Below are 24,396 nucleotides of genomic sequence, written 5' to 3'. Positions count from 1 at the left end.
TTGTTCACCACTCACTTAAAAGGTGCGGTTATAAATCTTTCCCAGCGCAAAATCGAGGTCAGGCGAAAACGTTTAAACTACTTAAGGTTTTTGGAAGCAAAAAGAAAATCCAACCACTTCAGCCAAGGAAGTCCATCACGAATTGCCTGACCTCCTCCCTGACGTCCTCCCTTGCGTAAACCCCCCAGCGCCAGTGCGTGTCCTTGAGCTCCACCAGGCTCCTGACGAGAGGGGAGACATTGCTTAACCTCTGGCCTCCCTCAACGAATGCGTTCTTCTCCTCGAACTTCGGCTTCGGTGGGTAGTCGAGGATAGCCAAGTGGTTGAACTCATCTTCAAGGGCCTTTTTAAGCTCCTCGACATTCTTGAACTCTTCATTAGTATAAACTATGCGTTTATAGAGCCTCCTGTCATCGATGGCCTTCACCAGCTCCCTGACCTCATCGAGCTCGCTTCCCCTAAGGCGAGCGATTAAATCAACCTCGTCCATGGTGGCGACCTCTTTCTCACGTATTCTCTCAAGCTCGACTGCCTTGATGAGCATCGCCGACGCTATCCTGGAAACATGGTGCTGGTAGACGGTTGGATACATCATGCTCCTCGCGAGGAGCAGCGACTGAGCGGCCATTATCCCCTTCTGCCCGATGATGAGCTTTTCGCCGTCGTAGCGGAGGTTTCTTATAAGCCTGTCGAGGTCGACGAGTCCGTATGCAACGCCGGTGTAGTAGGCATCCCTCACGAGGTAGTCCATCCTGTCGGCGTCTATGTCCCCGCTCACTATCGGGTGCTTGAGAAGGCTGAGGAACTCTTTGAGAGAGTAGCGCTCCCCTATGACATCTCGGATTTCGCCCTCTTTCAGAGCCCGCCTCGTGTTCTCCTCATGGCTCCCGTAGAGTGCCTCAAGGGTGTGGGAGAATGGATAGTGCCCGAGATCATGGAGCAGTGCGGCGTACGCCACTGCCCCTTCAACTGTATCCCTGTTGTTCTCCGCTATCTTCTTCGCGAGCCAGAACGTTCCCAGGGAGTGCTCAAAGCGCGTGTGCCTCGCCGATGGATATGCAAGGTACGCCAGCCCAAGCTGGGTTATCCTCCTCAGCCTCTGGAACTCGGGCGTGTCAACAATCCTCAGCGCAAACTCGTCCAGGACTATGTCTCCGTGAATGGCGTCGCGGATGACTTTCACAAGGAACACCCCGAAAATTGAGAAAGTCAGCTCCACGTCTCCGCTATGACGTCGTGCTTGTGGATGCTCTCGTTGCTGATGACCCTCACGTGAATCCTGCCCTTAAAGCGCTTCTTCGCCTTGGCGAATATCTCGCGCGCAACGTCCTCGACAAACTTCGGGTTCCTGTACATGCCCTGAACGACGGCGTTCTCATCTACCGTCTTGAGTAGCGTGTAGGTCGGGTGGCTGAAGGAGCTCTCAACGACGTCTATCATATCCTCAAGTGCTATCTCCTCGTCAAAGGCCGTTCTTACCTCAAGCTCGCCTATCGCCCTCTGTATGTGCGTCTTGCCGTTGTTGTTCGCCATAGCGTGCGGACAGGCGGTGTTTCCGATAACCTTAACCCTCAGAATCTTCTCAAAGCTTCCGTCCTCGTTCTTGATGACTCCGACCTCAACGTCATAGGGCTCGTAGGTGGTCTTTTTGCTCGCCGGCGTCTCGCGAGGGATTATGAGGTGAGTCCTTATCCAGACCTCAGCCCTCTTGTGTGGGTGCTTGCCTTCGAGCCTATAAATGACTGCCTTCCCAAGCTCTTCGAGCGAGCTGTGAGCTTCCATCACCTCTTCCTCAACGGCCTCGCTCATCGCCTCTGTTATGCTCTCCACGAGCCTGCTCATGTGTATGCCCTTCTTCTCCTCCGGAACGTCGATAGTTATCTCAAAGAGCGGGAGGAAAGTGTACACCCTTCCTTTCCAGTTTATCTTTGCCACCGTTCGGAGATTTGTTATTCCGACACGGTGAAGGCGCTCTCTAATCTCGGGAATCTCTTCCTGGGTCTCGAATATCGGCATGAGTATCACCCTGAACTTTTTAGGGTTATCTAATCGGGGCCCCTTTTAAACCTACCTCAGCAGGCTCATCAGCCTCTCGTAGCTTTTCCTCGCGAGCTTTACATCGTCGTCGTTCAGCCTTCCAGCGTATTTAGTCTTTTCAAAAATCCGTATGAGGACATCGAGGTCCTCCAGATCCGGGAAAATCTCCCTCAACATTTTCTAATGCTCCCTATGAGTCCAGCTCTTCCTGTAGGGGTAGCCCTTCATGATGAGACCGGCAACGACGTTTTTGTACATCTTTATGACCCTTTTGGCGGTGGTTCCCTCAAGGGCTTCGTAGCGCATTTCGGAAGTTAAACTTCATCTCGAACGCAACTTGCTTCTTTTCCGCCGTTTCACTGTGATAACCAGAATCAGAAAGACGATGAATGGAAGGAAGTTAAAAAACCGCCGGAAGCTCCTTCAGGACGACCGGAAAATCGCCGGATGTGACGTAGTACCAGACGCCCTCAATGCTTTTAACCGCACCGCCGCCCTCGAAGAGCTTTTCCGGTTTCTTCTCGAAGAACAGTTTGAGGACAACGAAGATGGCGAGGAGTGTTATAGCCCCGGTCAAGACGTTGCCTCTCTTGGTCTCCCTGCCGCCCCTTTCAAGGCTTTCCTCAAGCACGAGCCTGATGACGTAGCCGGCCATCCCCAGGAGGATAAGGTTCACAAAGAAAAAGAGCCATTCGATGTTGAACACCGTGACGCCACCGTAAACGGCCGTGCTTCCGAGAAGGGCTAAGGTGATAAGGAGAGTGGAGAAAAGGACCCCGTAGCGGGCCTTCATTCTTTCCATTGCCGAGCACCTATCTGCTCGATCATGTAGTAAACCGTCCTTAGCGGAATTCCCATGCGGGAGCTTATCTCCTTGGGGGTTATACCCTTCCGTATAAGGTTGTAAACCTCGCGGATAGTCCGCTCATCGTACTTCCGCGGCCTTCCACGGGGATAGCCCTCGGGAACGAGCTCTATGCCCATCTGCGCAAGGGCGTTTATCGCTTTTTTCGAGACCTTGGGATAGAGACTCGGCGGACAGGAGATTTTCCTAACGTTCGGCGCACGCTCAAGTATCCTCACGAGTATCTCCTTTGTCGGGCGGAGGTTGATGTAGACCTCGGTAACCTCGTCGTTTAAGACTTCATTGAGTTTCATTATGAGCTCGGCGTTGTTTCTGGCCTTTATCTCCACCCTCATGTCCTCACCCCTGGAGGAGCGCTAGGAACTGCTTCGCCCTGTCGCTCTTGGGCATGAACTTCTCGAACTTCTTGGTGTCGGCGAAGAGCGTTTTGTGGAGGCCTGAAATCACGAACTTCTTTATGGCCTCGACAAGTTCGTCCTCGGGAATACCGAGGAGCTGGGCCACCTTCTCCTCGCTGTAGTCGCTCATGCCGTAGAGCAGAACTCCGCCGAGTAAATAGTTGGGGATGTTGGTTATGTCTCTCCTCCTGCCAACGAGGGCCTTCTCCATCTCACACTTCCGTATGAGCATCATGCTTCCATGGCCTGTCTTGAAGCCGGGCTCGTTCCTGAAGGGAAGATCGAAGATCGAGTAGTGGCAGTCGATGCAAAGCTTTATATCCGGGTAGAGGCCCAGGCCTTCCCTATCGTTCTCGGAGGTGAGGAAGTAGTAGCGGAAGAGGTCGAGGCCCAGAAGCTCTGCTCCTTTTTCGGGGTCGAGGACGGAATACGCTAAGGCAAGGTTGTCAACAGTGTAGTGGTTGTTTATGAGAACGCCCTTCGTCTTGACGAAGCTGAGAACTCTCCAGCGGAATCTTCTTCCGTAGCGCTGCCTCAGCTCAGCCTCTATGTCTGCATCGGTGGGCAAATCGATGCGCGCCTTCTTGAGTCTGTTGTTCTCCCAGTACTCGACCTCGATGCGAAGTCCCCTCGTTCTCACTGTCCCCTTCTCACGGAGCTTGCCCTTTATGAACTTGAAAGCCTCCCTGACCTCGATGCTCTCCCTTGCCAGAAGGCGAAGTACGTCACCGGAATACGCCAAATAAGGAAGCACCTCAACGCGTCCAAGCTGGACGGGCTTTTGGATGACCTTAACCTTTGGAAGATCCTCCCTTTTGAGCTCCCTGATTGAGAGCTCTCTCTTTCCATGAGTAAAAGTATAGTTGGCCGCTATCAACGCTAGGGCCATCTTGTGGGCGGTAATGGCCGAGCGAAGCCTTTCAAGGGCCAAAACACGGTTGCGCTTCTTCTTGTATATCCATTGGATGTGAGGATCCTTGTTCCTCTTGTCGAAGCCTCCCACCGAGGGGGTAGCCTCACCGACGCGCCTTGATAAATCCTCCTCAAGCTCTTGGAGGAGAGACAGGTTCTCCTTCAAACGGTAAGAAATGGACGGGACGTCGAAAGTCTCGAATAACCCGTCCATGTCTATTCCGATGTCGTCAAGTATCTTGTTCACCTGCGCGACGAGCTCTTCCGTCGTCGTCATGGCAGGAGCTCACCGTTGTTTATCTTTTCAGGCAAGTACTTCTTCGCCACGAACTCAAGGCTCTTGTTGGCCAGAGCCTGCTGCTCAATCCTGACGCCCATCTTGAGGGCCAGCTGGAGCTGCCTCTGCCACTCCTTGTTCTGGAACCATGGGTAGTTCATCTCCTCGATGATCCTCTTGTAGTCGCCCGTTGGACCGCCCTTCTTGTTTGGTGGTATGCCCTTGAGCTTTTCGGTAACGTTCTTGAGGCCATAGCGCTCTATATCGTCCATGGTCATGCCCACGAACTTAGCTTCCGGCGTTGCCAGCTTCTCGCTGAGGTATGCGAGGTTAATGGAGCCCTGCTTTATAGTGGAGTAGATGTACCAACCGTAGGGGTCTCCATCGGTGAAGACTATGATGGGCAGTCCTTCCTCGTAGTGGAGCCTGTGGATGAGCCTCCTGACTCCACGAGAGGCCTGTCCCTGCGTTGCTATGATTAGGGCGTTCTCCTTCTTCGGGAACTTTTCCTCGATGAGACGGTCGGCCATAGCTGCCGTCTCGACGACCAAAGCGTAATCTACGTTGACCTCGACGAACTGGAGGTGCTCAACCGTTCCTGGGACTGCCCAGCCACCCATACCGAGCTTGCTGGTGTTGAACTCGTCCTCGCCGTCGCGTATGACGATGTCGCCGTATATGTAGCCGCGCCTGTCGGCTGTGAGATGCATCTCCTCACGAAGAACGCCGAGCATTCTCTCAAGATCCTCGATAATCGGGTCACTCTCGCGCTGGTCCTCGAAGGTGTTCTCCTTCGTTCCCGGAATGGTGTGCTTGTTGGCGTAGTAGGCTTCACGGAGGCTCGCGTGCTTCCCTTCGCTGACGAGCCTTTTGACGTAGGCCATTATGAGCAGCGTCTGCATGAACTTTCTCGCGTGGGCGACGTTGAGGAAGTACCTTCTGGAGAGCTTGTCGCCCATCTTGATGACTCTTCTCTTCTCATCGAAGTAGACGTTGCTCAGCCCGCGCATGGGTATGTCGAAGTAGGGATTCTTACCGCTCTTTATGTCCTCCAGCACACGCCTTCCGTACTCCTCCAGCTTGTTGAGCACCTTAGTGGGGTCATAGGAGAAGCGCTCCCTTGGCTGGCTCCTCTTGACGGCCTTGGATTTAGGCATTCTCAGCCACCTCCTCTGCCTCAACCTCGCTCTGGGCGAACCTTTCCTCGATGAACCTCAGGAAGTAGTTCTTAACCTCCTCCTCGGGCTCGCCTGTTAATATACTCAGGGCCTTAGCTATCTCGGGCACGTACTTCTCGAAGGTCTTCTTCCTCTTCACCTGGTAGAGCCTTCTGTGCTTGCCACTCAGGTATGTCTGGAGCCTCCTCGCCGCGTCCATTATCGCCAGCCTGATCTCGTTGTGTATCTCATCAACGTTGGCTATGCTCTGCTTTCCGGTTCCGGTATAGGGAACGTGGACGCTGATGACGTTTATCATGAGCACTACCGGGGCACGCTCGAGGTCGTCAACCTTGTAGCGCTTCCAGTCGATGGAACGAGCCGCCAAAGTGGTCACACACGAGCCCGCATCGAAGAGGAGCGGGACGCGGTTGGCATAGCGGAGAAGGTCAAAGCCGCTGCTTATCTCCCCGCCGTAGGCCAGGCCGACCTCAACCTGGAAAGGAATTCCACCGCTGTAGACCTTCGGAGGCCTCGTGACCGCCGTGACGAACTCAGGTTTGAGGATTCCCTTGAGACCCTTCTCGATGTTCTCCTCGCCTATCGGTCTGAGGCCGTGGGTTGGTGGAGCGAGGAACTTCATATACTTGAATGCCTCGACTATCTCCTCAGCCTCGTGCCAGCTGAGCTTCTCTGGCGGCTTCTCCATGAGCTTTGCCACCTGCTTGACGACCTTGGTGTAGCCCTTGAAGGAACGCAGAACCTTATCGACCTCACCATTCATCAGCCTTTCGTAGAGCTGATCCTGAACCGCTTTGTCCCTCTCTGTCTTAATGAGCCTGAGGGCGGCGATGTACTTTATCAACTCATCGACCTTCTTGTCACTTATCCTCGAGAACTCGCCTATTAGGAAGCGCCTGACGGTGTTTCTCCTCGTCTTCTTGGCCATTCTGTAAACGTCATCCGTGAGAACTCCCTTCGGGTGGGGCTTCATCTCGACGGGCGGCTTTGGAACTTCCTCACTCGAACGCGGGAAGACTATGAGCTTCCCGTCCGGCTCGATAAGCTCTATGTGGGCGTGCGGATTGGCTATGGCCGTGAGCTTGAGGTACCAGTAGACACCCTGCTTGGAACGGACGTAGCGGACGTTTTTAACCTCAAGCTCTATCCTAGTGCCCCGCCAGCCCTTTGGATTCGGGTGCCTTTCCTTCTTGACTATCTTACCTTCGTTCTTGTCGACGTCGATCTTGACCCAGGCCTCGATTATGTCGCCTCCGGTTGAGGTGATTACGCGCGTGGCCTTTCCGCTCGTTATCTGGGCGAACATTACCGCACCGGATATACCTATACCCTGCTGACCGCGGCTCTGTATGTTCCTGTGAGCCTTGGTTCCAGCGAGCATCTTTCCAAAGACGTGGGTTATGAACTTCTCAGGGATTCCGGGACCGTTGTCCTCGACTATAACCTTGTAGTGCTCCCTCCCTAGCTCTTCAATCTCAACGCGGACGTACGGCAGAATACCTGCCTCCTCACAGGCGTCGAGGGAATTGGTGACTGCCTCGTGGACGACTGTCGTGAGGGAGCGTATCTTGCCCGTGTAACCGAGCATTGCAGCGTTTCTTCTGAAGAACTCGCTGACGCTCTGAATCTTGAACTCCTTAAACAGCTGACTTGCCTCGGCCATTTTCACTCCTCCTCAAAGCCTTCAAAGTTTTCAGAGCCGCCAAGGGCCTCGTAGTAGGTGACGCTTTCAAGTTCCAAATCTTTCTTGCGCCTCTCAAGATACTTGTAAACCACCCCGTGGGGCGAACCCTTGGCGAGCTTCTCTATGGCTGTTTTGGCAACCTCAACCTGAATCGGGTTGCCGATTATAGCTACCGTCTTTCCGTAAACGCTAACGTCGGCACCGCTCATTTCCTCTATTATCTCCCTTGTTCTGCCCTTTCGACCGATTATCCTTCCCCTAACGCGCGGAAGAGCGTTCTTGTCGTTGCCTATGATGATGTCGGTGAGGTTGATTACCTCAAGAACCTCACCCTCGTTGAAGAGCCTGAAGGCCCTCTCTGGCGAGAAGCCCCTACCGATGGCGGTAACAACATCGCGAGCCTTCCAGACTGCTAAGGGATCGTCTGTCTCCTTCGTGGCGGTGATGAAAACCTCCCCAGTCTCACTGTCTACCTCGATTCTCGTCTTCGTGCGTCTCTCTATCTCCTTCTTAGTCCGCCCTTTCTTTCCTATCAGAACCGCCACCCTGTCCTTCGGAATCCTAACGAACTCCTCCTGCTCGCCCAGGGCGGCATAGGTTATCTCCTCTTCCTCATTGTTCTTGAGGGGTCTTCCGTCCTTATCAACGCGCTCGTACTTCTTGAGCAGTCTCTCAAACTCGTCCATACCTCTCACCCGCTCTCAACGAGTTCCTTAAACTTCTCGTGGAAATCATCAACATCAACGCCCTTTTTACCAAAGTAATTGATGATGTTCCTCAAGTCTCTCTTCAGGAGCTCAACGCTCATCCTATTCCTCTTCACGGTCGCCTGGGACCAGTCTATAACCACAGGGCCATCATGGAGCAGGATATTGTACTCGCTCAGGTCCCCATGCACCATGTCTCCCCTCTTCCAGAGGCGCTCGATTACACCCATCGTAAAGTCGTAGAGCTCCTCGAAGTCCTCTTTAGCCAGCTCCCTTTCGACGTCCTTCAAGCGGGGAGCAGGAAGCTCCTCGCCTATGAACTCCATGACGAGGACGTTGTTGCGGAAGATTATCGGCTCGGGAACGCGGACCGCGTATTTAATCGCCCTCTGGAGGTTTTTATATTCCCTCCTCGTCCAGACAAAGACGAGCTTTCTCATATCCTTGGGCAAGTAGCCAACTCTCGGGTCGGCAGCTAGGTACTCCCATATTCTGCGGAACTCGGTGGTGTAGGTCCGGTATATCTTCACCGCCACCCTGTTGCCCTCGCTGTCTACTCCAGCTAAGACGTTGGCCTCCTTGCCCGTGCTTATCACGCCGTAGAGGCTCTCTATCTTACCCCTGCGGTGGAGATAGGCGAGGGTTTCCTTGGTCGTCCTGTCAAAGACCTCGTTGGCTATCTTGTAGAGCTCGCTGTCCTTTTCGCGCCTCTCCGTGAGACCGAGCATCTCCTCGACTTCCCGCTCGATGAACTCCTCGCGCATCGCTATCACTCAAAGGGTTTTGAGAGCTCAGAAGAGCAGCTCGCCGCCCGTGAGGAAATCCTGGCTTATCTTGCCCTTCCTCAGGAGCCAGTCAACCTGTGTCTTAGTGTAGCGGTAGACTATGTCCCCTCTCTCGTCCGTCTGAACCGGCCAGGGCTGGACTATGACGACGTCGCCGACGCGCATCCACATTCTCCTCTTGAGCTTGCCGGGTATCCTGCATCTCCTGACCTTTCCGTCGGAGCAGCGAACGTCCATCCATCCGGCTCCGAGAGCCTGCTCGATAACTCCGAACAGCTGTCCCTCTTTTGGAAGGGGAACACGAATGACCTCATCCCCCTGAACCTGCCTGTTCTTCTTTTTACCACCCTTATGGTAGGCCATGAGCATCACCTCCTCCCCCTAGGATTGAGCCCTTATAAGCTTAAGCCTTGCAAAAATTTTCCAATGGCCCTTAGGCGACAGACTTTTAAAATTTTTGCACGAAGATTACTCAGAACTGCCCACTGATGACACATTAAAGTTTAAAAGCGCACCCCGCTAATGTACACTTTGGAGATAACCATGAGGGCAGTAAAAGCAGAAAATCTAACAATACTCTACGAGGGACAGCGGGCAGTGGAAGACGTGACCTTCGAGCTGGATGAAGGAGAGACAATGCTTCTACTCGGCCCCAACGGAGCAGGAAAGACCACACTTCTGAGAACCATAGCGGCGTTCCACAGGGAGTACACGGGAAAGCTTGAAGTATTCGGCAGAAAACCTGAAGAAGCCAGGGATCTTATCTCCTATGTACCACAGAGCCACGTCCTCAACGAGCGGGTCCCGCTTACTGCCATTGAGGTAGTTGCAATGGGCGGCATCTATAGGAAAGGTTTCGTCCATTTCAAGATCCCAAAGGAAATTCTCCAGAAAGCCGAGGAAGCTCTCGGTTTCGTTGGACTGGCTCACATTAAAGACAGGCTCTTTAGAGAGCTGAGCGGCGGCCAGAAGCAGAGGGTTCTTCTCGCGAGAGCACTCATAAGCGATCCAGGGCTTCTTCTTCTCGATGAACCACTCTCAGCCCTCGATCCGAGCGCAAGGGTCGAGGTGGCAAACGTTCTGGACAAGATAAAGCACGAAAGCGGAATAACGATGATAATCACCACTCATGATGTCAATCCGCTGATAGACATTGGAGATAAAGTTCTCCTTCTCAACAGGCGCCTCATAGCCTTTGGAACGCCCAGCAAAGTTCTCCGCGACGAAATAATCAAGACTGTTTATGGCCCGCTGGCTAGAGTGATCCCCATTGAAGGTAAACTCTTCTGCATCACGGGCGACACCCACCTCCACAGACATGGGGGTGGCGGTATATGATCCCCGAGTACCTCATCAGGGCTATCCTAGCGAGCGTAATGGTGAGCGTCCTCCTCGGAATGCTCAGCCCGCTCATCAACACAAAGGGGCTTGCCTTTCTCACTCACGCCATATTCCACGCGCTCCTCTTTGGAGCGGTTCTCGGCATGATTCTCGGCCTGTTTTTCGAGAACCTGGAACTCATTATGCTCGTTGCGCTTATTGTTACTGTTGCAATCGTCATCATAATCGCCCAGCTCGAAAAGCTTGGTTTTTCCCCCGATTCTGCTGTTGGTATAGTGGCCAGCTTCGTGGCTGGTCTGACGGTTCTCGGCTTTGGTGTACTCTACAAGGTGATGGCGACGAGGCCCTACTTCCCTCTCAGCGAGAGTATCGTTTCCTACCTTACCGGCGAGATTTTCCTCATAACCCTAAATGACCTCACCATCCTCGTCCTCGGTGGGACAGTTCTCTTCTTCGTTATGCTCTCTCTCTACCGCGACTTCCTCTATCTAAGTTTCGACCCCGAGGGACTGGAGAGCTACGGCGGCAAAGCTAGGGCTTATCTCATGATTCTATACGTCCTCGTCGGGGCCATTGGAGCGCTCATCGTCCAGACGGTGGGCCTGATAACCCTCCAGGTGGTCGCGGTCTTGCCCGGAGCGATAGCCCTAATGGTGAGCGACAACATCAGGAAGATACTCGCGGTTAGCCTGTTCCTTACCCTCGGAATACAGCTGTCCTCAGTCATCCTCGCTTACTTCACAGACATACCGCCGAGCGGAATAGCAACGATAATGCTGGGAGTAATATACGGCTCCCTTCTCTTCAGGAGGTGAAAGCTTGAAGCTCGCTGGAATAGATGAGGCTGGCAGGGGGCCTGTTCTCGGCCCGATGGTCATCGCAGCGGTTGTAGTGGATGAAGGGAACGTCCCTAAACTCGAGGAACTCGGTGTTAAGGACTCAAAGAAGCTCACCCCAAAGAGGAGAGAAAGACTGTTCGATGAGATAGTGCAGCTTTTAGATGATTATGTAATTTTGGAATTATGGCCTGAGGAGATTGACTCCCGTGAGGGCACGCTCAACGAGTTCGAAGTCGAGAACTTTGTTAAAGCGCTCAACTCCCTCAAGGTCAAGCCTGACGTCGTTTACATAGATGCCGCCGACGTTAAGGAAGCCCGTTTCGGCGAGGAGATAAAGGCAAAGCTGGACTTCGAAGCAGATATAATAGCCGAGCACAAGGCCGACGACAAGTTCGTACCGGTTTCTGCGGCCTCAATCCTCGCCAAAGTTGCCCGCGACAGGGCGATTGAAAAGCTGAAAGATCAGTACGGCGAGATAGGCTCCGGCTATCCAAGCGACCCGAGGACGAGGACTTTTCTGGAGGAATACTACCGCAAGCACGGCGAGTTTCCGCCAATAGTAAGACGCACCTGGAAGACGCTGAAGAAGATAGAGGAAAAGCTTGCAAAGGAGATGAAGAAGAGAAGGGGACAGACGAGCCTGGAGGAGTTTTTCGGCAAGTAATGTACTCTTTTCGCTTTTTAGTCTTTCTTCACCTTCCCAGCCTCGACCTTACTCTGTCCTTCACATCCAGCAACCACTCCAGATATATCCACAGCGACTCCCTGAAGGCTTCCCACTTGAGGAGCTCGTTCAGTGCCACGCCCATGACCACGGCCGCGGGCGGAACGAGAACGGTTGCGTAGAAGCTGAACTGCGTCGTCCCCCCAAGGAGGTACTGAAGGGCAAAAAGGCCTACCGTGCTCCAGAAGACGCCAAAGGGGGCAAGGATTCCGGGCTTCCTCTTGTACAACCACGGCATGGAGAATATGAAGAGCACCATTCCAAGGAGAAGGAAGGGATCCGTCTGGGCAAAGATATTGGGGTCATAGTGGAGTGCAAAGGCCTTCTTGTTTATGAACCACTGCCAGAACGGGGAAGCCGCAGGGTGGCCGCCCTTGGAACTGAGGTGCCAGCGGAAGCTACCGAGGAACTCCCCGAACCACTTCTGGGGTCCAACAGCCACCATAGCAGGAACGTTTGGCAGAATGAAGCCGATGGCCGGGAAGACCGCTATCGTGAGGAGAAATCCCGGGAGACTGTTTTCCCGTTTGAATGCCCTTACCAAAAGCACCGGCCAGCCAAAGGCACCGCTGAGTTTTGCGGCCGCGGCTAAACCAATGGCAAAACCCGAGGCACGTCTCCTCTCAAAGACGAGCAGGGCCATGAAGAGCGCCACAAAGAGGGCAACGTGGATGTCGAGCATCGCAGCCACTGCAGTCGCCTGAAGCGTCGGGTCTGCAGCGGAAAAGAGAAGCGCTATGAGCGAAGCGAGATAGCTCCTGCTTATCCTGTAGGTGGTGAGCACGATGAGAATCTGGATAATGGCAAAGGCGATAAGGCCCGGGAGGCGCCAGTTGATGGGTTTGTCCTCAAGAATCATGCCGAGCATTATGAGGTCCTTCCCAAGGAACGGGTGCTCCAGGTTGAGATAGTTCTGGATGTTATTCTTGTCCGGATACCAGTAGCCTGGGACGACGTAATACGCGTCCGAAGGAATCTCGCTCGAGAGTTCATCGAGGAACGGCTCAAGGTTCTCAACCGGAATCTCGAAGTAAACGGCCGGGAACTTGAGATACTCCTTTTCATAGGTTGCGTTGTAGCGGAGGGCAATTTTCTCAACGGGATACTGGTACTTTATCCGCATGCTTGTGTTGATGAATATTATGTTAACCCCTGCAGAATTAGTTGTCTCGTTGATGTAGTGCAGCTCCACGCCGAGCCTGTGGAGGACGTTCCTAGAGGCCGGGACGTACCATACCTCGTCGCCTATGTAATCCCTCAGCTTCGGCTGAGAGGCGAAGTCGTACAGGTACCAGAAGGAGCCGATGATTAGGAGGCCAGAGATGAGAATGAACGCTGTTCTCTTCCAGTCCATTATATCACCGAGAAGATTAGCGCGGCAACGTTTTTAAGCCTCTCCCCGAGGTTAGAAACATGAGCGAGATAACCGAGGAACAGATAGGCCTCGCCGTCGAGATGATCAGGAAGGGCCTGGACGAGAGAAAGATTCGCGCCAAGCTTGGCGAGAACTGGGAGGAAATAGTCGAGATAGCCCGCGCGAGGATAAGGGCCAAAGACAAGTTCTCGCGTGACGACCTCTGGATGGATCTGGAAGGCCTCCGCTACGCCACCCATGAAGTTGTTGCAAAATACCGCGCCGAGAGGCTGGCAGAGTTTGGAGTTAAAAGCATAGCCGACGTTTCGTGCGGAATAGGCATACAGCTCATCTTCTACGCGATGAAGGTAGAGAAGGCCTACGGAGTTGATATAGACCCCAAGAAGATAGAGTTCGCGAGGAAAAACGCCGAGAAGTACGGCGTTAGAAACATCGAGTTCATAAACGCCGATTCCCTCGCACCCGAAACGATAGAACGCATCGATGCCGAGGTGATCTTCTCTGACCCAGCCCGTCCTCCGGAGATGCCGGAGAGAAGGCTCGAGGATTTACTTCCAAGTCCCCTGGCGATTTATGAATCATACAAGCACAAAACCGATTCCTTCATCTTCGACCTTCCGCCGCAGATAAGGCGCGAAAAGGTTCCCTGGAAGGGCGAGTTCGAGTACATCGACCTGTTCGGCCACCTGAACAGGCTGACCTTCTACACGGAGCCCCTGGCAAAGGCAGAGCGGAGCGCGGTAGTTCTGCCAAAAGGGGTTCGCCTTGAGAGCAATCCCAATCTCGAGGACATCGTAACCTGGACTGAGGAGCCTAAGCAGTACCTCTATGAGATTCCGCAGGCGGTAGACTACGCCGATTTGCTGAACGAACTATTTCATAGCGTCAATGGCGAGCTGAAGATGCTCCTCCGCGAGAAGAGGCGCGTTCTGGCGACGAGCGACGAGAGAGTTGAGAGCGACTACTTCAAGCGCTCCTACACCGTCGTTGGAGTCACAAAATTCCACCCGCTCAGAATCAACGATTTCCTCAGGAGAGAAGGCTTTGGAAGGGCCACGCTGAGGATAAGCATCCCTGAGAACGAGTACTGGCGGTTCAGGAAGCGCATCGAGGCAAACCTGAAGGGTGACAGAAGGGCCTTTATCTTCCAGTTCAAGGACAGGGCGATAATAGCCGAGGCCCTATAACTCCTCTATCTTTGCGTTCCTTATCTTCTTCGAACCTATCCGGAGCTTTTTGAAGTAAACCACATGTTCCTCAGGCAGAAAAGATTCCAGGCTTGTGGATTTTAGGCGCTTTTTCTTTTTGCGGGGGGTATCGCTTCCGGAAACCTTCGGCGCGGCGTTGGCTATGAACTCGTCAAGCTTCCTGTCCATTGGCCCACCCAAATGGGATAGACCGCTGGGTATAAAGGCTTTTCCTCCCATCGACAGTTGCACCAAAGGATATATCAACGGTCGCCCGGGATTAATGTGGCCGTTGAGAAACGCTTTTAACTTCCGGGATTTATTTAGGGAAAGAGTAACAGAGGCGGGTGGAAAGTAATGTGCGGCATAATCGGATACATAGGCGAAAGATCTGCCTGTCAGGTTATTGTTAAGGGGCTCAAACGCCTCGAATACAGAGGTTACGATTCTGTTGGGATAGTCACCGAGGAAAACGGTAAGCTTCACATTAAGAAAGGTGCCGGGAGGATAGACGAGCTCGCTGAAAAGCTCGGCCTTCTTGAGATGCCCGGAAAAAGGGGCATAGGCCACACCCGCTGGGCGACTCATGGTGTTCCGAACGACGTTAACGCTCATCCACAGACCGACTGCTCGGGCAAAATCGCCCTCGTCCACAACGGCATAATCGAGAACTACGGCGAGATAAAAGAGGAGCTCTTGGCAAAGGGGCACCGCTTTGAGAGCGACACCGACACCGAGGTCATCGCTCACCTCATCGAAGAGGAGCTTAAGTCGAGCGAGAGCTTTGAAGAAGCCATGAGAAAAGCCCTGCTCAAGCTCAAGGGCTCTTTCGCTCTGGGGATAATCTACACGGAAGAGCCGGACAGGCTCTACTTCGTGAGGAACGAGAGCCCGCTCGTTTTGGGCATAGGTGAGGGAGAGAACTTCGCAGCAAGCGACGTGCCTGCGTTTTTGGAGTACACCAACAGGGCCGTTTTCCTTGACGATGGGGAATACGCAGTGATAACGAAGGACTCCCACGTCGTTAAAAAGCTCTCGACCGGTGAAGTCATTGACAAGCCAGTCTACGAGGTAGAGTGGACGCTCGAGATGGCCGAGAAGGCCGGTTATCCACACTTCATGCTCAAGGAGATATACGAACAGCCGAGGGCGATAAGGGATGCAATCCACGGCAACGCCGGAGTTATAGAGGATGTCGCCAAGGAGATAGCGAAGTACGATAAAATCTTCTTCGTTGCAATGGGAACCTCTTACCATGCCGCTCTGGTCGGGAAATACCTCCTCCAGCGCCTGGCGAAGAAGGTTCCAATCGTTGAAGAGGCCAGCGAATTCCGCTATGAAATGGAAGACCTGATAGACGAGAACACCCTGGTCATAGCCATCACCCAGAGCGGCGAGACTGCAGACACTTTAGCGGCAATGAAGCTGGCAAAAGCTAGGGGCGCAAAAGTCCTTGCCATAGTCAACGTTGTCGGCAGCATGGCAACCAGAATAGCGGATTTAACCCTCTACACCCACGCGGGGCCGGAGATAGGCGTAGCCGCGACGAAAACCTACACCACCCAGCTTACCGTTCTTACCATGCTCGCCACAGCCCTCGCAAGGGTTCTTGGAACCGCCAGCGAGGAATACCTGAACGAGCTTGAGAGCAAGCTGAAAGAAGTTCCAGAACTGGTTGAGAAAGTTCTCAAGCACGACGGCGCACTCAGGGAGCTCGCCGAAGAACTTAAGGAAAAGAGGGACTTCTTCTACATCGGAAGGAGCATAGGCGTCCCCACCGCCCTGGAAGGAGCTCTCAAGCTCAAGGAGATAAGCTACATCCATGCCGAGGGACTGAGCGCGGGTGAGCTGAAGCACGGCCCGCTGGCACTGCTTGAGAACGGGGTCCCAGTGGTTGCAATCGCCCCCAGTGGAAAGACCTTTGACAAGATGGTGTCAAACATAGAGGAATCGAAGGCGAGGGGCGCATACATAATAGCCCTAGGCGATAATGAGAGTCTTAAGAGAGTCTCGGACGTTCTCATAGAGATGCCTCCAATGGACGAGCTGCTTACCCCCATAGTTTACGTCGTCCCGCTCCAGATCCTTGCATATCATCTCGCCGTCCTCAGGGGCAACGACCCCGACAAGCCGAGGAATTTGGCCAAGTCAGTTACCGTTGAATGAGGTGGTTTGAATGGTGAAAACCGACGTTAAGGAAAAACGAAAGAAAAAGGAGGAGAAATCCTCCCTTCCCGAGTACTATCAGAAGTTCAAGGCCTACGGGCTTCCGCTGATAGTCCTCCTACTGGCGTACATCGGTTTCAAGATAAGGGCCGTTACGTCCAACTACAAGACCTTCCTCGATCCGGACACCTTCTACCACTACGAGCTCTACAAGCTGGCCATCCAGGAGTGGCTCCCCAAGTACTTCCCACTGGCCAATCCTCCCACTGGGCTCAAGATAAGCGAATCTCTCGGCCTCTACGCGGTGCAGGCCTTCTTCTACAAGCTGGTTAGTCCGCTCGGCTACGACGTCATGGATGCCTTCAAGCTCTGGCCACCGTTCGTTGGAGCAATGACCATCATAGCGGTCTATCTCCTCGGAAGAAAGCTCCACTCCAACTGGGCGGGCGTCTGGGCGGCGGCGTTCATGATGTTCTCCTACGCCAACTTCAGCAAGACCTACTCGGGCAACAACCGTGGTGAAGGTCCGTTCATGATGTTCTTCCTCTACGCCGTGCTGCTGCTCATAATGTACCTCGACGAAAAAGAGTGGAACTGGAAGAAGATACTCTCAGGAGTGTTCTTCCTGATGACCAGCGTCCTCTACATGGGCGTCTGGCTCGGAAGCCAGTTCGGTGTCGGAATACTCCTCCTCTTCGCGGCAGCGCACACGATAATCCTCTTCGTATTCGGAAAGATTGAAGAGCTCAAGCGCTTTGTTAAAGAATTTTACCCGATCTACGCGCTGTCACTACTCATCGGAATAGCACTGTACCCGACGGGCTTCGTCAGAATAAGGGGCTTCCTCATATTCTCCCTTCAGGCATTCATCGGGCTTTCCGTGCTCGTTGCAATAATGCTGTATGGTGAGCGGGTCGGGCTTAGCTACTCCGACAGAAAGCACCGCTTTGGAACCGTTCTCGCGATCGGCCTGGTTGGCTTTCTCGGCGCCTACCTCTACCTCGGTCCTGACCTGTTGAAGTACATGGGCGCCGCGTACCAGTCCAACCCGCTCTACCAGACTGTTGCTGAACTTGCAAAGACTAACTGGAAGACAATAGCCGGCTACTACAGTGTCAAGACCAAAGACGGAATTATCTTCCTGCTCTCACTTGCTGGTTTCATCATAGTGCTTGTCAGGTTCATCAGAAAGCTCCTCAAAAGCGACCTCACCGGTTATAAGGAAGTCTTCCTCGTGACCTACTACATTGGCTCGGTTTACCTGCTCCTCATGGCGGTTAGATTCGTGTTCCAGGCCTCGGGCGCTATACTCCTCTTGGCTGGCGTTGCAATTGGAGAGGTGTTCCTGTTTGTTGAAAACATGAAAGATAGCATCAGCACTAAGGCCCTCTACGCGATGCTCCTCATCCTCCTGTTCCTGCCGCTCCCAATCATAGGTGCCCAGTATATGAACAACGTGGCCATCAACACATCAAAGGCCCAGGGCTCAGTCCCGGCCGACTGGGTGAACACACTCACCTGGCTCAGGGAGAACAGCCACCCGCTTGACAGTGCCACCAGCTGGTGGGACTACGGCTACTGGATCGAGTCAAGCCTCCTCAGCAACAGGCGCTCCGCCACCGACGGTGGTCACGCCTACGACAGGCGCTACATAGTTGCGGACTTCTTCGCCCACTACGGCAACGAGAGCGAGCAGGACTTCGAGGCCTGGGAGCTCAACTACATGATAGTCTGGCAGCAGGACATCTACAAGTTCAACGCCATAAGCTACCTTGGTGGAGCAATAACCTATGGCGAGTACAAGAACAACCCGATGTTCCAGCTGATATACCCGCAGTACATTCAGTACGTCAACGAGAGCGGCAAAACCGTCGTCTATATCAACACAGGCCAGTACGCCTATCAGCCGGTGATGACCATTGACCTCACCAAGGGACAGGTCATACAGGGCAGGGGAGACATACCCTACGTTCTCTACGTCTTCCAGGGCTACGGCATGTTAGCCTACCAGAGCATAGCCTTCAGCAACTTCGTGCGCTTGGCGTTCCACGTACCCTACTCATTCGAGCCGTGGGATGCCCAGATGCTCTTCGCCAACTTCAAGCCGGTATACACCAACGGCGGAGTTTCGACCTACGAGTTCAGGCCCTTCGCAGTTTACAGGATTGACAAGTACGAGAACGGCACATGGAAGGCATTCTACAGCACGACCGCCGGCGGTAAGCTTCCACTCGGCGAGCAGAAGCTCAGACTCTGGATTTCAGCATTCGGCAGGGACGTTAAGGACGCGACCCTCGTCTTCGAGGCCTACAACGGAACCGAGCTCATCAAGAGGGAGGTTCTGGCAGAGAACCTCAACATCAACCACCTCAACGAGACCCCCGTTGAGATCAGCCTGATGATACCGAACGCGACCAAGTACCGCTTCGTCCTCATCCAGGACGGCCCGGTGGGAGTGCTCAACGGCGAGCCGAAGGTCGATGGAAAGATCGTTAACCCAAGCTACATCCTTGATGAGGGCCAGAGCGGCCAACTTGAGCTCATAGCAGCATTCAGGCAGGAATACACCGTTGACCTCTACCTCAGGGCGAGCATAGTCTACTACATAGCCCCCAACGGCAAGGACATAAACAAGCCGAACTTCCGTCTAGAGCCACACATGGACATCATAACCTACGTCCCCGTCAAGGAGGGTATAAGTGTCAAGGAGGGTAACAACACGATAGTTGCCCAGGCCAGTATGCCCGAAAACGTCTTCGAGAGCTACATCCAGGAGCTCTACAAGAAGTACGGCGAGGACAAGGTTGTCATCGTCAAGAAGAGGATAGAGCCAGTGTTCATTACAAAGAAGGAGTACGTGATTTGGGAGGGTTAATCCCTCACTATTTTTACATCCTCCAGCTTTTTCAGCCCTCCTTTTTCCACCGTTCTTACAACGCCAGGAACAAAGCCGTTTTTTGGTCTCAGAAGAATGGCCTCGACCTCGGTAAAGCCGAGCTTCTTAAGGGCAAACGCCCTGTGGTGGTCATTGAGCACGTAGTATTTCCCGCCGTATGGTATGACCACTATAGGCGCGTCGTAGCCGTGCTTTATCTCCTGAAGGACGACCAGCAGCTTGGCCTCGCTGAGCTCCCTCTGAGTGGGAACAACCTGCTCCAGCGGAATAAAGGCCCTTTCAAGCTCAAACTCGATGCCATAGATGGCTTTGTACTCGTCCTTTATGCGCTCGGCGCGCCTGAAGGCTTCCTCCCTCGTTATGAGCTTTGTCCTCCTCAAGACTTTACTCCCCTGACGGCTATGAAGGCGGCGAGGTTTCTGCACTTCCTGTGGCATTTTTTGTCAATCCTTTCGGCCACGTCTAAGAAGGGCCAGAAGGAGGGAAAAAAGATAACCCCCGCACTCTCGACCTCAGTAAAGCCTCCGTTCTTCAGGAGAAGTTCAAGCTCCCTGGGGGTGTAGAACCTGGCATAGCGGTAGGCCGTCTCGACGAAGAGGCTCTTTAGGCGCTTGAAGAAGAACCACGAGCTCCTCCCGTTCATAGTGCCGATGAGAACTTCACCGCCGGGCTTGAGGACGCGGTGGATCTCGGCGATTACCTTTTCCGGCTCGTGGATAAACTCAAACATGGTCACGCTCAGCACGAGGTCAAAGCTCTCGTCCGGAAAGGGCAGACTATAGGCGTCGCCTTTGATGCAGTTGAGGCCCTTCGCCATGGCTATCTCAAGCATCCCCTCGCTCACGTCGAGGCCGATAACATCGAAGCCGCGCCTTTTGAGCTCGAGAGTGTAGTTTCCGGTGCCGCAGCCTAAATCGAGGGCCTTACCTGATTTCGTTTGGAGCATGGAGAAGACTAACCACTTCTCGGTTCTGTCTACGTACTGACCGGTTTTCGTCCTGTACCAGTCGTCGTAGCGCCCGGCAATTCTGTTGAAGTACTCGGCCATTCAGACACCCATCTTGCTCTCTATGGTGAGAGGTTTATCAACGCGGTCGTCTATCTTGAGGCTTATGACGATGCGCTTTGCCCACGCTTTTAGGATAGCCTCATGGCAGCCTTGACGAGCTTAAGGATTTCCTCTACGGAGCCTTCAACCATAGTTCCCATCGGGCAGACCTGGTACTTCAGGCCACTCGCCTTTATGACTTCGATGACAGGTTCGAGGTACTTGCCCACACTCGGGCTTTCTGTTCCAAGGGGAAAAAGACAAAGCTCCGCTACTGCCATCAGCCGCCCCCCGCGGGCGGGAAGATGTGCACCTCGTCATCGTCCTTCAGCTCGGTGTCGAGGCCTTTAAGGTGCAGGACGTTGTGGCCGTTCACGAGGATCATTCCGTCTATGGCCTTTCCTGCCTCCTTGACGCGGGGGCTTTCGAGGAGCTCCCTCTTTATTTCTGGACTATAGTGTTTGGCTAGATAATCAATAAGCTCCCCAACAGTCTTTATGTCGTGAACCTCTATCTCCTTCCTTCCGATGAGTTCACGAAATGTCGCATAGAACTTGACCTTCATAAGACCACCTAAAAAAGTTTGGAAGAAGAGGACTAAAAACTTTACTCGTTTTCTTTCCGTTTCTTTTCGCGGTTGTGTATGTAGTCGAGGAGTGGTCTTATCCTTTCCCAGACTTCGTTTATACTGCCGTGACCATCAACCCTAACGTAGATGCCCTGCTTCTTGTAGAACTTGATTATCGGCTCCATGTTCTTGACGTAGAGGTCATAGCGCTTCGCCACTATTTCTGACCTGTCGTCCTCTCTCTGGATGAGCTGGGAGCCACATAGGTCACATTTACCGGGAACCTTTGGGGGTCTGTACCGAAGATGGTAAACGGCACCGCACTTGGGACATATCCTTCTCCCAGAGATGCGCTCAACACTTTCCTCCTTAGAGATGAAAATCTCCATCGCCACGTCTATCCTTATGCCGTGGTCGTATAGGTAGTTCTCAAGCGCGAGAACCTGCTCTGCCGTTCTGGGGTAGCCATCGATGATGAAGTTGTTCCTGTCGCGCCTTAAGCGAGAAATCACAAGGGTATTGACGACGATGTCCGGAATGAGCTCTCCTTTCGCGAGATATTTCTTCAGCTCCTTCCCGAGCTCGCTTCCCTTTTCAATCTCCGCCCGTATCATGTCCCCCGAGGAGATATACGTCAGCCCATAGCGCTCCGTTATCGTCCTTGAGTGGGTTGATTTGCCGCTCCCAGGTGGTCCGAAGATCAGGATGTTCATTTTCTCACCGCTAGTTATTTATCTCCTGAGTGATAAAACAATTACGGTGGTGGTCATGAAACTGAGCACAGGCTTTGTTCGGGCATCCGGCTACGCATACAAGGTAAGGCGCGTGCTATTTGCAATAACACGCGGGAGGGTGGAGCCAGAAGAAGTCGTTAGGGCTGCAGCGGAGCTCAACCAGTACGTCTTTGAAAAGCTCCAGGAGATGGGGGTGAACAAGGGAGACGTCGTGAGGATAAGCGTCCCATTCAGCATTGAGGGTGGAAAGATAAAGTGGCACTATGGGGGACTCAAAATAGAGGTCTACAAGAGGGAAGACGAAGCAAAGCTGGCCGAAGCTATGGAGGAAATCGAGGAGCGCGAGAGAGCCCTCGAAGAGCAGATAAAGGAGCTCGAGGAGCTCACCCTTCAGCTCAGAGAGATGAGCGAGAAAATACTGGAGAAGCTGGAGGAGCTCAAGCAGGAGCACACATCTCTCAGGCTCAAGGCGGAGAAGTGATGGAATCTAGAAAGATGTTGACGTAGGCCACGACATGGGAGGCAAGGTAGCTTTTCCTCCCGATGCTCACTTTTTCGGCTATCCCACTAAGGAAGGCCTCATCCTCCGGAGTTAATCCTTCATGGTCGCCGAGGACGAAGGCGACGTTCTGGGAGAAGTTCACCCTCTCGATGGGCCTGCCCTCCTCATGGAGGTAGTAGAGGGTCGCACCTTTCAGGGTTCTCCTTATGATGTCTTCAAAGGTTAGATTGCTCACATAAATCCCAGGGAGAACCTGGATCTCTTTGCTCGGCTCGCGGAGATTTTCCCCGACCTTCAGAGCTTTGATTATCAGCTTCGCCGTACTCAGCTCGTCTGGATTGAGTGTTTTAGGCTTCATCCCCTGCCCCTCAAACCTTATCGCCTTCGGCGGGTTCGGCGGGCCGTAGAGGCTCAGCCACACGCGGACGTTCTTTCTGAAGCCATGCGAGAGGAGAAAGGCAGAGTTAAGCACGCGGCAAAGGAGGTCTATCCTGCCGCTTGTCCCGGGAAGATCCTTGAGCTTGAAATCCGCTTTTGTATGTGCCTTGTTCGCCTTGATGATGAAGGTTCTCATGGTTGAGGATTTGGACGGGAGCTTATAATCGTTGCCCGAAGGGTTTTCGGAGCAGATTCATACTGCGGCATCTTTGGCCCTCTCACTTCAACGTCCAGAGCTTTGGGAAAGCGGGACGGTGAAGTGTTTGGAAGTCTTTAGTAACGCCTGGTAATTATCGGACTTTTTGTTACGATTTTCATCTTGGAATGTAACGAAATTTTTTCAGAGTGTTGAGAAGAGCATGATGCGACGGTCTCCAGCCTATTTTCTAAGGGAAACTGCTCTTTTTGACTGTTGCATGGTTTTGAAGTCTGGAGATTAATTTTTCTCTTTTCTTTGGGCTTTGGAAGTCTCGTAAACATTCTTGTTCACAGGATTTTTTAAGCTGTGCAGGCCTGAAATTCTTAGAGGAGGTTCTTGAAAGATCTCAATGAAAGAATCCTCATAGCGCTGAAACTACCCCTCCGCAGAAAAACTTATAAGATTTAAGGCATTTTATACCCCTATAAGACGAAATAAGGAAAAAACTGCCCTGTTTCAATAAGACTCTAAGAGAATTGAAATAGTATATCACAAGGGGCTTCGCCTTGTTTTCGAAGTGTTTCAATAAGACTCTAAGAGAATTGAAATAAGCTCCCGTGAAGATAGAAAATATATGGTATTTAGCGAGTTTCAATAAGACTCTAAGAGAATTGAAATCGGGTTAATCTTATTCATATTATATATTATGAATAAGGTTTCAATAAGACTCTAAGAGAATTGAAATTTTATCTCAATCAAGACTTTCTCCTTCCCGTTCTCGTCGTTTCAATAAGACTCTAAGAGAATTGAAATTACAGGTGGGAAATTCTAAATTTTGTTATCGATGTGCTGGTTTCAATAAGACTCTAAGAGAATTGAAATAAGGAAGGTGTCACCGTCACCGCAGTGGCGCAGATGCTCAAGTTTCAATAAGACTCTAAGAGAATTGAAATAGGCACTACTGGGTCTCCGGAACTCAGGCCTCTGGAGGTTTCAATAAGACTCTAAGAGAATTGAAATTGCTGCGTGCTCAAGAGTGTAGAACACAACATCAAAGTTTCAATAAGACTCTAAGAGAATTGAAATGGGATCCACCTTCCGCTTAAAGTCCTTAGTAAAGCGAGGTTTCAATAAGACTCTAAGAGAATTGAAATGTGGTACGAATACTCCCAAAGCGCTATCCGCATCTCAGTGTTTCAATAAGACTCTAAGAGAATTGAAATGTAGGAGGTGCATTGCGTTTTCCCTGAGCATCTCCCGGTTTCAATAAGACTCTAAGAGAATTGAAATGAGAAGTCGTGGCGTCCTTGTCAGACGACTTCTACCGTTTCAATAAGACTCTAAGAGAATTGAAATAAGATCTCCTTTATATCCTCCTCCGTGGCGAAACCGTGTTTCAAGTTTCAATAAGACTCTAAGAGAATTGAAATGCTCTTGATTATTGCACCAGCGAGGGCTTTTCTCATGTTTCAATAAGACTCTAAGAGAATTGAAATAAAAACTCGCCACTCCCTGATGTTCTCCTTGACGACGTTTCAATAAGACTCTAAGAGAATTGAAATCTGCCAACCCGCCTGGAGGCAACTTCAATCCAAA

Annotated in this window: 26 protein-coding genes, 1 pseudogene and 1 CRISPR repeat array (1 of these 28 cut by a window edge); of the genes and pseudogenes, 7 read left to right on the top strand and 20 right to left on the bottom strand. The window is 52.5% G+C overall.

The features are described 5' to 3' along the window. Positions 1-118: 118 nt before the first annotated feature. The 12 genes from E3E33_RS03250 to eif1A all read right to left on the bottom strand — a co-directional run bounded on the left by E3E33_RS03250 (position 119) and on the right by eif1A (position 9,206). A complete protein-coding gene (locus E3E33_RS03250) occupies positions 119-1,183 on the bottom strand; it encodes an HD domain-containing protein (RefSeq protein WP_167711827.1) in 1,065 nt (354 codons plus the stop codon). A 26-nt stretch (positions 1,184-1,209) separates the two neighbouring features. Beyond that, the gene (locus E3E33_RS03245) at positions 1,210-2,016 is read right to left on the bottom strand and encodes a GTP cyclohydrolase IV (protein ID WP_012571717.1); all 807 of its coding nucleotides are present in this window, start codon (positions 2,014-2,016) and stop codon (positions 1,210-1,212) included. A gap of 51 nt (positions 2,017-2,067) precedes the next feature. Continuing rightward, positions 2,068-2,214, bottom strand: coding sequence for a hypothetical protein (locus tag E3E33_RS03240; protein WP_167711826.1), 147 nt, complete (start codon positions 2,212-2,214; stop codon positions 2,068-2,070). Between the two features lie 3 nt (positions 2,215-2,217). Next, entirely contained in the window at positions 2,218-2,343 is a 126-nt protein-coding gene (locus tag E3E33_RS11060) for a hypothetical protein (RefSeq protein ID WP_012571719.1), read from the bottom strand. Between the two features lie 94 nt (positions 2,344-2,437). Further along, entirely contained in the window at positions 2,438-2,839 is a 402-nt protein-coding gene (locus E3E33_RS03235; RefSeq protein WP_167711825.1) for a hypothetical protein, read from the bottom strand. Beyond that, on the bottom strand, positions 2,827-3,237 hold the full coding sequence (locus E3E33_RS03230) for a DUF1699 family protein (protein ID WP_167711824.1): 411 nt from the start codon (positions 3,235-3,237) through the stop codon (positions 2,827-2,829). The genes E3E33_RS03235 and E3E33_RS03230 overlap by 13 nt, the downstream gene beginning before the upstream one ends. A 4-nt stretch (positions 3,238-3,241) precedes the next feature. Beyond that, on the bottom strand, positions 3,242-4,489 hold the full coding sequence (locus E3E33_RS03225) for a DUF530 family protein (protein ID WP_167711823.1): 1,248 nt from the start codon (positions 4,487-4,489) through the stop codon (positions 3,242-3,244). Next, positions 4,486-5,646, bottom strand: a complete 1,161-nt coding sequence (locus E3E33_RS03220; RefSeq protein WP_012571723.1) for a DNA topoisomerase IV subunit A — start codon at positions 5,644-5,646, stop codon at positions 4,486-4,488. Before E3E33_RS03220 ends, E3E33_RS03225 begins: the two co-directional genes overlap by 4 nt. Further along, on the bottom strand, positions 5,639-7,330 hold the full coding sequence (gene top6B / locus E3E33_RS03215) for a DNA topoisomerase VI subunit B (RefSeq protein WP_167711822.1): 1,692 nt from the start codon (positions 7,328-7,330) through the stop codon (positions 5,639-5,641). The genes E3E33_RS03220 and top6B overlap by 8 nt, the downstream gene beginning before the upstream one ends. Before the next feature lie 2 nt (positions 7,331-7,332). Further along, positions 7,333-8,037, bottom strand: coding sequence for a KH domain-containing protein (locus E3E33_RS03210; RefSeq protein WP_167711821.1), 705 nt, complete (start codon positions 8,035-8,037; stop codon positions 7,333-7,335). Between the two features lie 5 nt (positions 8,038-8,042). After that, complete coding sequence (locus E3E33_RS03205; protein ID WP_167711842.1) at positions 8,043-8,822, bottom strand: serine protein kinase RIO; 780 nt, start codon at positions 8,820-8,822, stop codon at positions 8,043-8,045. 27 nt (positions 8,823-8,849) lie between these two features. Continuing rightward, a complete protein-coding gene (eif1A, locus tag E3E33_RS03200; RefSeq protein WP_012571727.1) occupies positions 8,850-9,206 on the bottom strand; it encodes a translation initiation factor eIF-1A in 357 nt (118 codons plus the stop codon). A 180-nt stretch (positions 9,207-9,386) separates the two neighbouring features. On the opposite strand from eif1A, the gene E3E33_RS03195 reads away from it, so the two are divergent. The 3 genes from E3E33_RS03195 to rnhB are packed head-to-tail and all read left to right on the top strand — an operon-like array spanning position 9,387 to position 11,687. Next, positions 9,387-10,181, top strand: coding sequence for a metal ABC transporter ATP-binding protein (locus tag E3E33_RS03195; protein ID WP_167711841.1), 795 nt, complete (start codon positions 9,387-9,389; stop codon positions 10,179-10,181). Beyond that, positions 10,178-10,999: a metal ABC transporter permease gene (locus E3E33_RS03190; RefSeq protein WP_012571729.1), complete on the top strand. Its 822-nt coding sequence runs from the start codon at positions 10,178-10,180 to the stop codon at positions 10,997-10,999. Before E3E33_RS03195 ends, E3E33_RS03190 begins: the two co-directional genes overlap by 4 nt. A 4-nt stretch (positions 11,000-11,003) precedes the next feature. Beyond that, a complete protein-coding gene (gene rnhB / locus E3E33_RS03185; RefSeq protein WP_012571730.1) occupies positions 11,004-11,687 on the top strand; it encodes a ribonuclease HII in 684 nt (227 codons plus the stop codon). Between the two features lie 28 nt (positions 11,688-11,715). On the opposite strand, the gene E3E33_RS03180 is transcribed toward rnhB, so the two are convergent. Further along, on the bottom strand, positions 11,716-13,101 hold the full coding sequence (locus E3E33_RS03180) for a membrane-bound dolichyl-phosphate-mannose-protein mannosyltransferase (protein WP_012571731.1): 1,386 nt from the start codon (positions 13,099-13,101) through the stop codon (positions 11,716-11,718). A gap of 59 nt (positions 13,102-13,160) precedes the next feature. Between E3E33_RS03180 and E3E33_RS03175 the strand changes: the two genes are divergently transcribed. After that, positions 13,161-14,309 (top strand): class I SAM-dependent methyltransferase, encoded by a 1,149-nt coding sequence (locus E3E33_RS03175; protein WP_167711820.1) that lies wholly within the window; start codon positions 13,161-13,163, stop codon positions 14,307-14,309. Here E3E33_RS03175 and E3E33_RS03170 read toward each other — a convergent pair. Further along, on the bottom strand, positions 14,304-14,498 hold the full coding sequence (locus tag E3E33_RS03170; RefSeq protein WP_012571733.1) for a PCNA-inhibitor: 195 nt from the start codon (positions 14,496-14,498) through the stop codon (positions 14,304-14,306). The genes E3E33_RS03175 and E3E33_RS03170 overlap by 6 nt on opposite strands. A gap of 168 nt (positions 14,499-14,666) precedes the next feature. Between E3E33_RS03170 and glmS the strand changes: the two genes are divergently transcribed. Both glmS and E3E33_RS03160 read left to right on the top strand, forming a co-directional pair. Continuing rightward, positions 14,667-16,475 carry a glutamine--fructose-6-phosphate transaminase (isomerizing) gene (glmS, locus tag E3E33_RS03165; protein WP_012571734.1) on the top strand — a complete coding sequence of 603 codons (1,809 nt, stop codon included), beginning with the start codon at positions 14,667-14,669 and terminating at the stop codon, positions 16,473-16,475. Positions 16,476-16,485: 10 nt separating this feature from the next. Then, the gene (locus E3E33_RS03160; RefSeq protein WP_167711819.1) at positions 16,486-19,350 is read left to right on the top strand and encodes an STT3 domain-containing protein; all 2,865 of its coding nucleotides are present in this window, start codon (positions 16,486-16,488) and stop codon (positions 19,348-19,350) included. On the opposite strand, the gene E3E33_RS03155 is transcribed toward E3E33_RS03160, so the two are convergent. The 5 genes and pseudogenes from E3E33_RS03155 to E3E33_RS03135 form a co-directional block, all read right to left on the bottom strand. Continuing rightward, entirely contained in the window at positions 19,347-19,751 is a 405-nt protein-coding gene (locus E3E33_RS03155) for a ParB/RepB/Spo0J family partition protein (protein ID WP_240912008.1), read from the bottom strand. The genes E3E33_RS03160 and E3E33_RS03155 overlap by 4 nt on opposite strands. Beyond that, positions 19,748-20,419 (bottom strand): class I SAM-dependent methyltransferase, encoded by a 672-nt coding sequence (locus E3E33_RS03150; protein WP_167711817.1) that lies wholly within the window; start codon positions 20,417-20,419, stop codon positions 19,748-19,750. Before E3E33_RS03150 ends, E3E33_RS03155 begins: the two co-directional genes overlap by 4 nt. After that, positions 20,420-20,700, bottom strand: a pseudogene (locus tag E3E33_RS03145) (MTH1187 family thiamine-binding protein). Beyond that, positions 20,700-20,984 carry a ubiquitin-like small modifier protein 1 gene (locus tag E3E33_RS03140; protein ID WP_012571739.1) on the bottom strand — a complete coding sequence of 95 codons (285 nt, stop codon included), beginning with the start codon at positions 20,982-20,984 and terminating at the stop codon, positions 20,700-20,702. Before E3E33_RS03140 ends, E3E33_RS03145 begins: the two are co-directional and overlap by 1 nt. A 41-nt stretch (positions 20,985-21,025) precedes the next feature. Then, positions 21,026-21,700 carry an adenylate kinase gene (locus tag E3E33_RS03135; RefSeq protein WP_012571740.1) on the bottom strand — a complete coding sequence of 225 codons (675 nt, stop codon included), beginning with the start codon at positions 21,698-21,700 and terminating at the stop codon, positions 21,026-21,028. Between the two features lie 55 nt (positions 21,701-21,755). On the opposite strand from E3E33_RS03135, the gene E3E33_RS03130 reads away from it, so the two are divergent. Then, entirely contained in the window at positions 21,756-22,202 is a 447-nt protein-coding gene (locus tag E3E33_RS03130) for a single- stranded DNA-binding family protein (protein WP_167711840.1), read from the top strand. On the opposite strand, the gene trmY is transcribed toward E3E33_RS03130, so the two are convergent. Further along, positions 22,186-22,797: a tRNA (pseudouridine(54)-N(1))-methyltransferase TrmY gene (trmY, locus tag E3E33_RS03125; protein ID WP_167711816.1), complete on the bottom strand. Its 612-nt coding sequence runs from the start codon at positions 22,795-22,797 to the stop codon at positions 22,186-22,188. The genes E3E33_RS03130 and trmY overlap by 17 nt on opposite strands. Positions 22,798-23,313: 516 nt before the next feature. After that, positions 23,314-24,396: direct repeats of the CRISPR family, unit length 29 nt; unit sequence GTTTCAATAAGACTCTAAGAGAATTGAAA; it runs 1,647 nt beyond the window's last position.

The sequence above is a fragment of the Thermococcus sp. GR5 genome (assembly GCF_012027535.1).
GTDB classification, from domain to species: Archaea; Methanobacteriota_B; Thermococci; order Thermococcales; family Thermococcaceae; genus Thermococcus; species Thermococcus onnurineus.
Note: the sequence above shows the minus strand (reverse complement) of the source record. Positions and strands in the feature narration are given on the sequence as shown.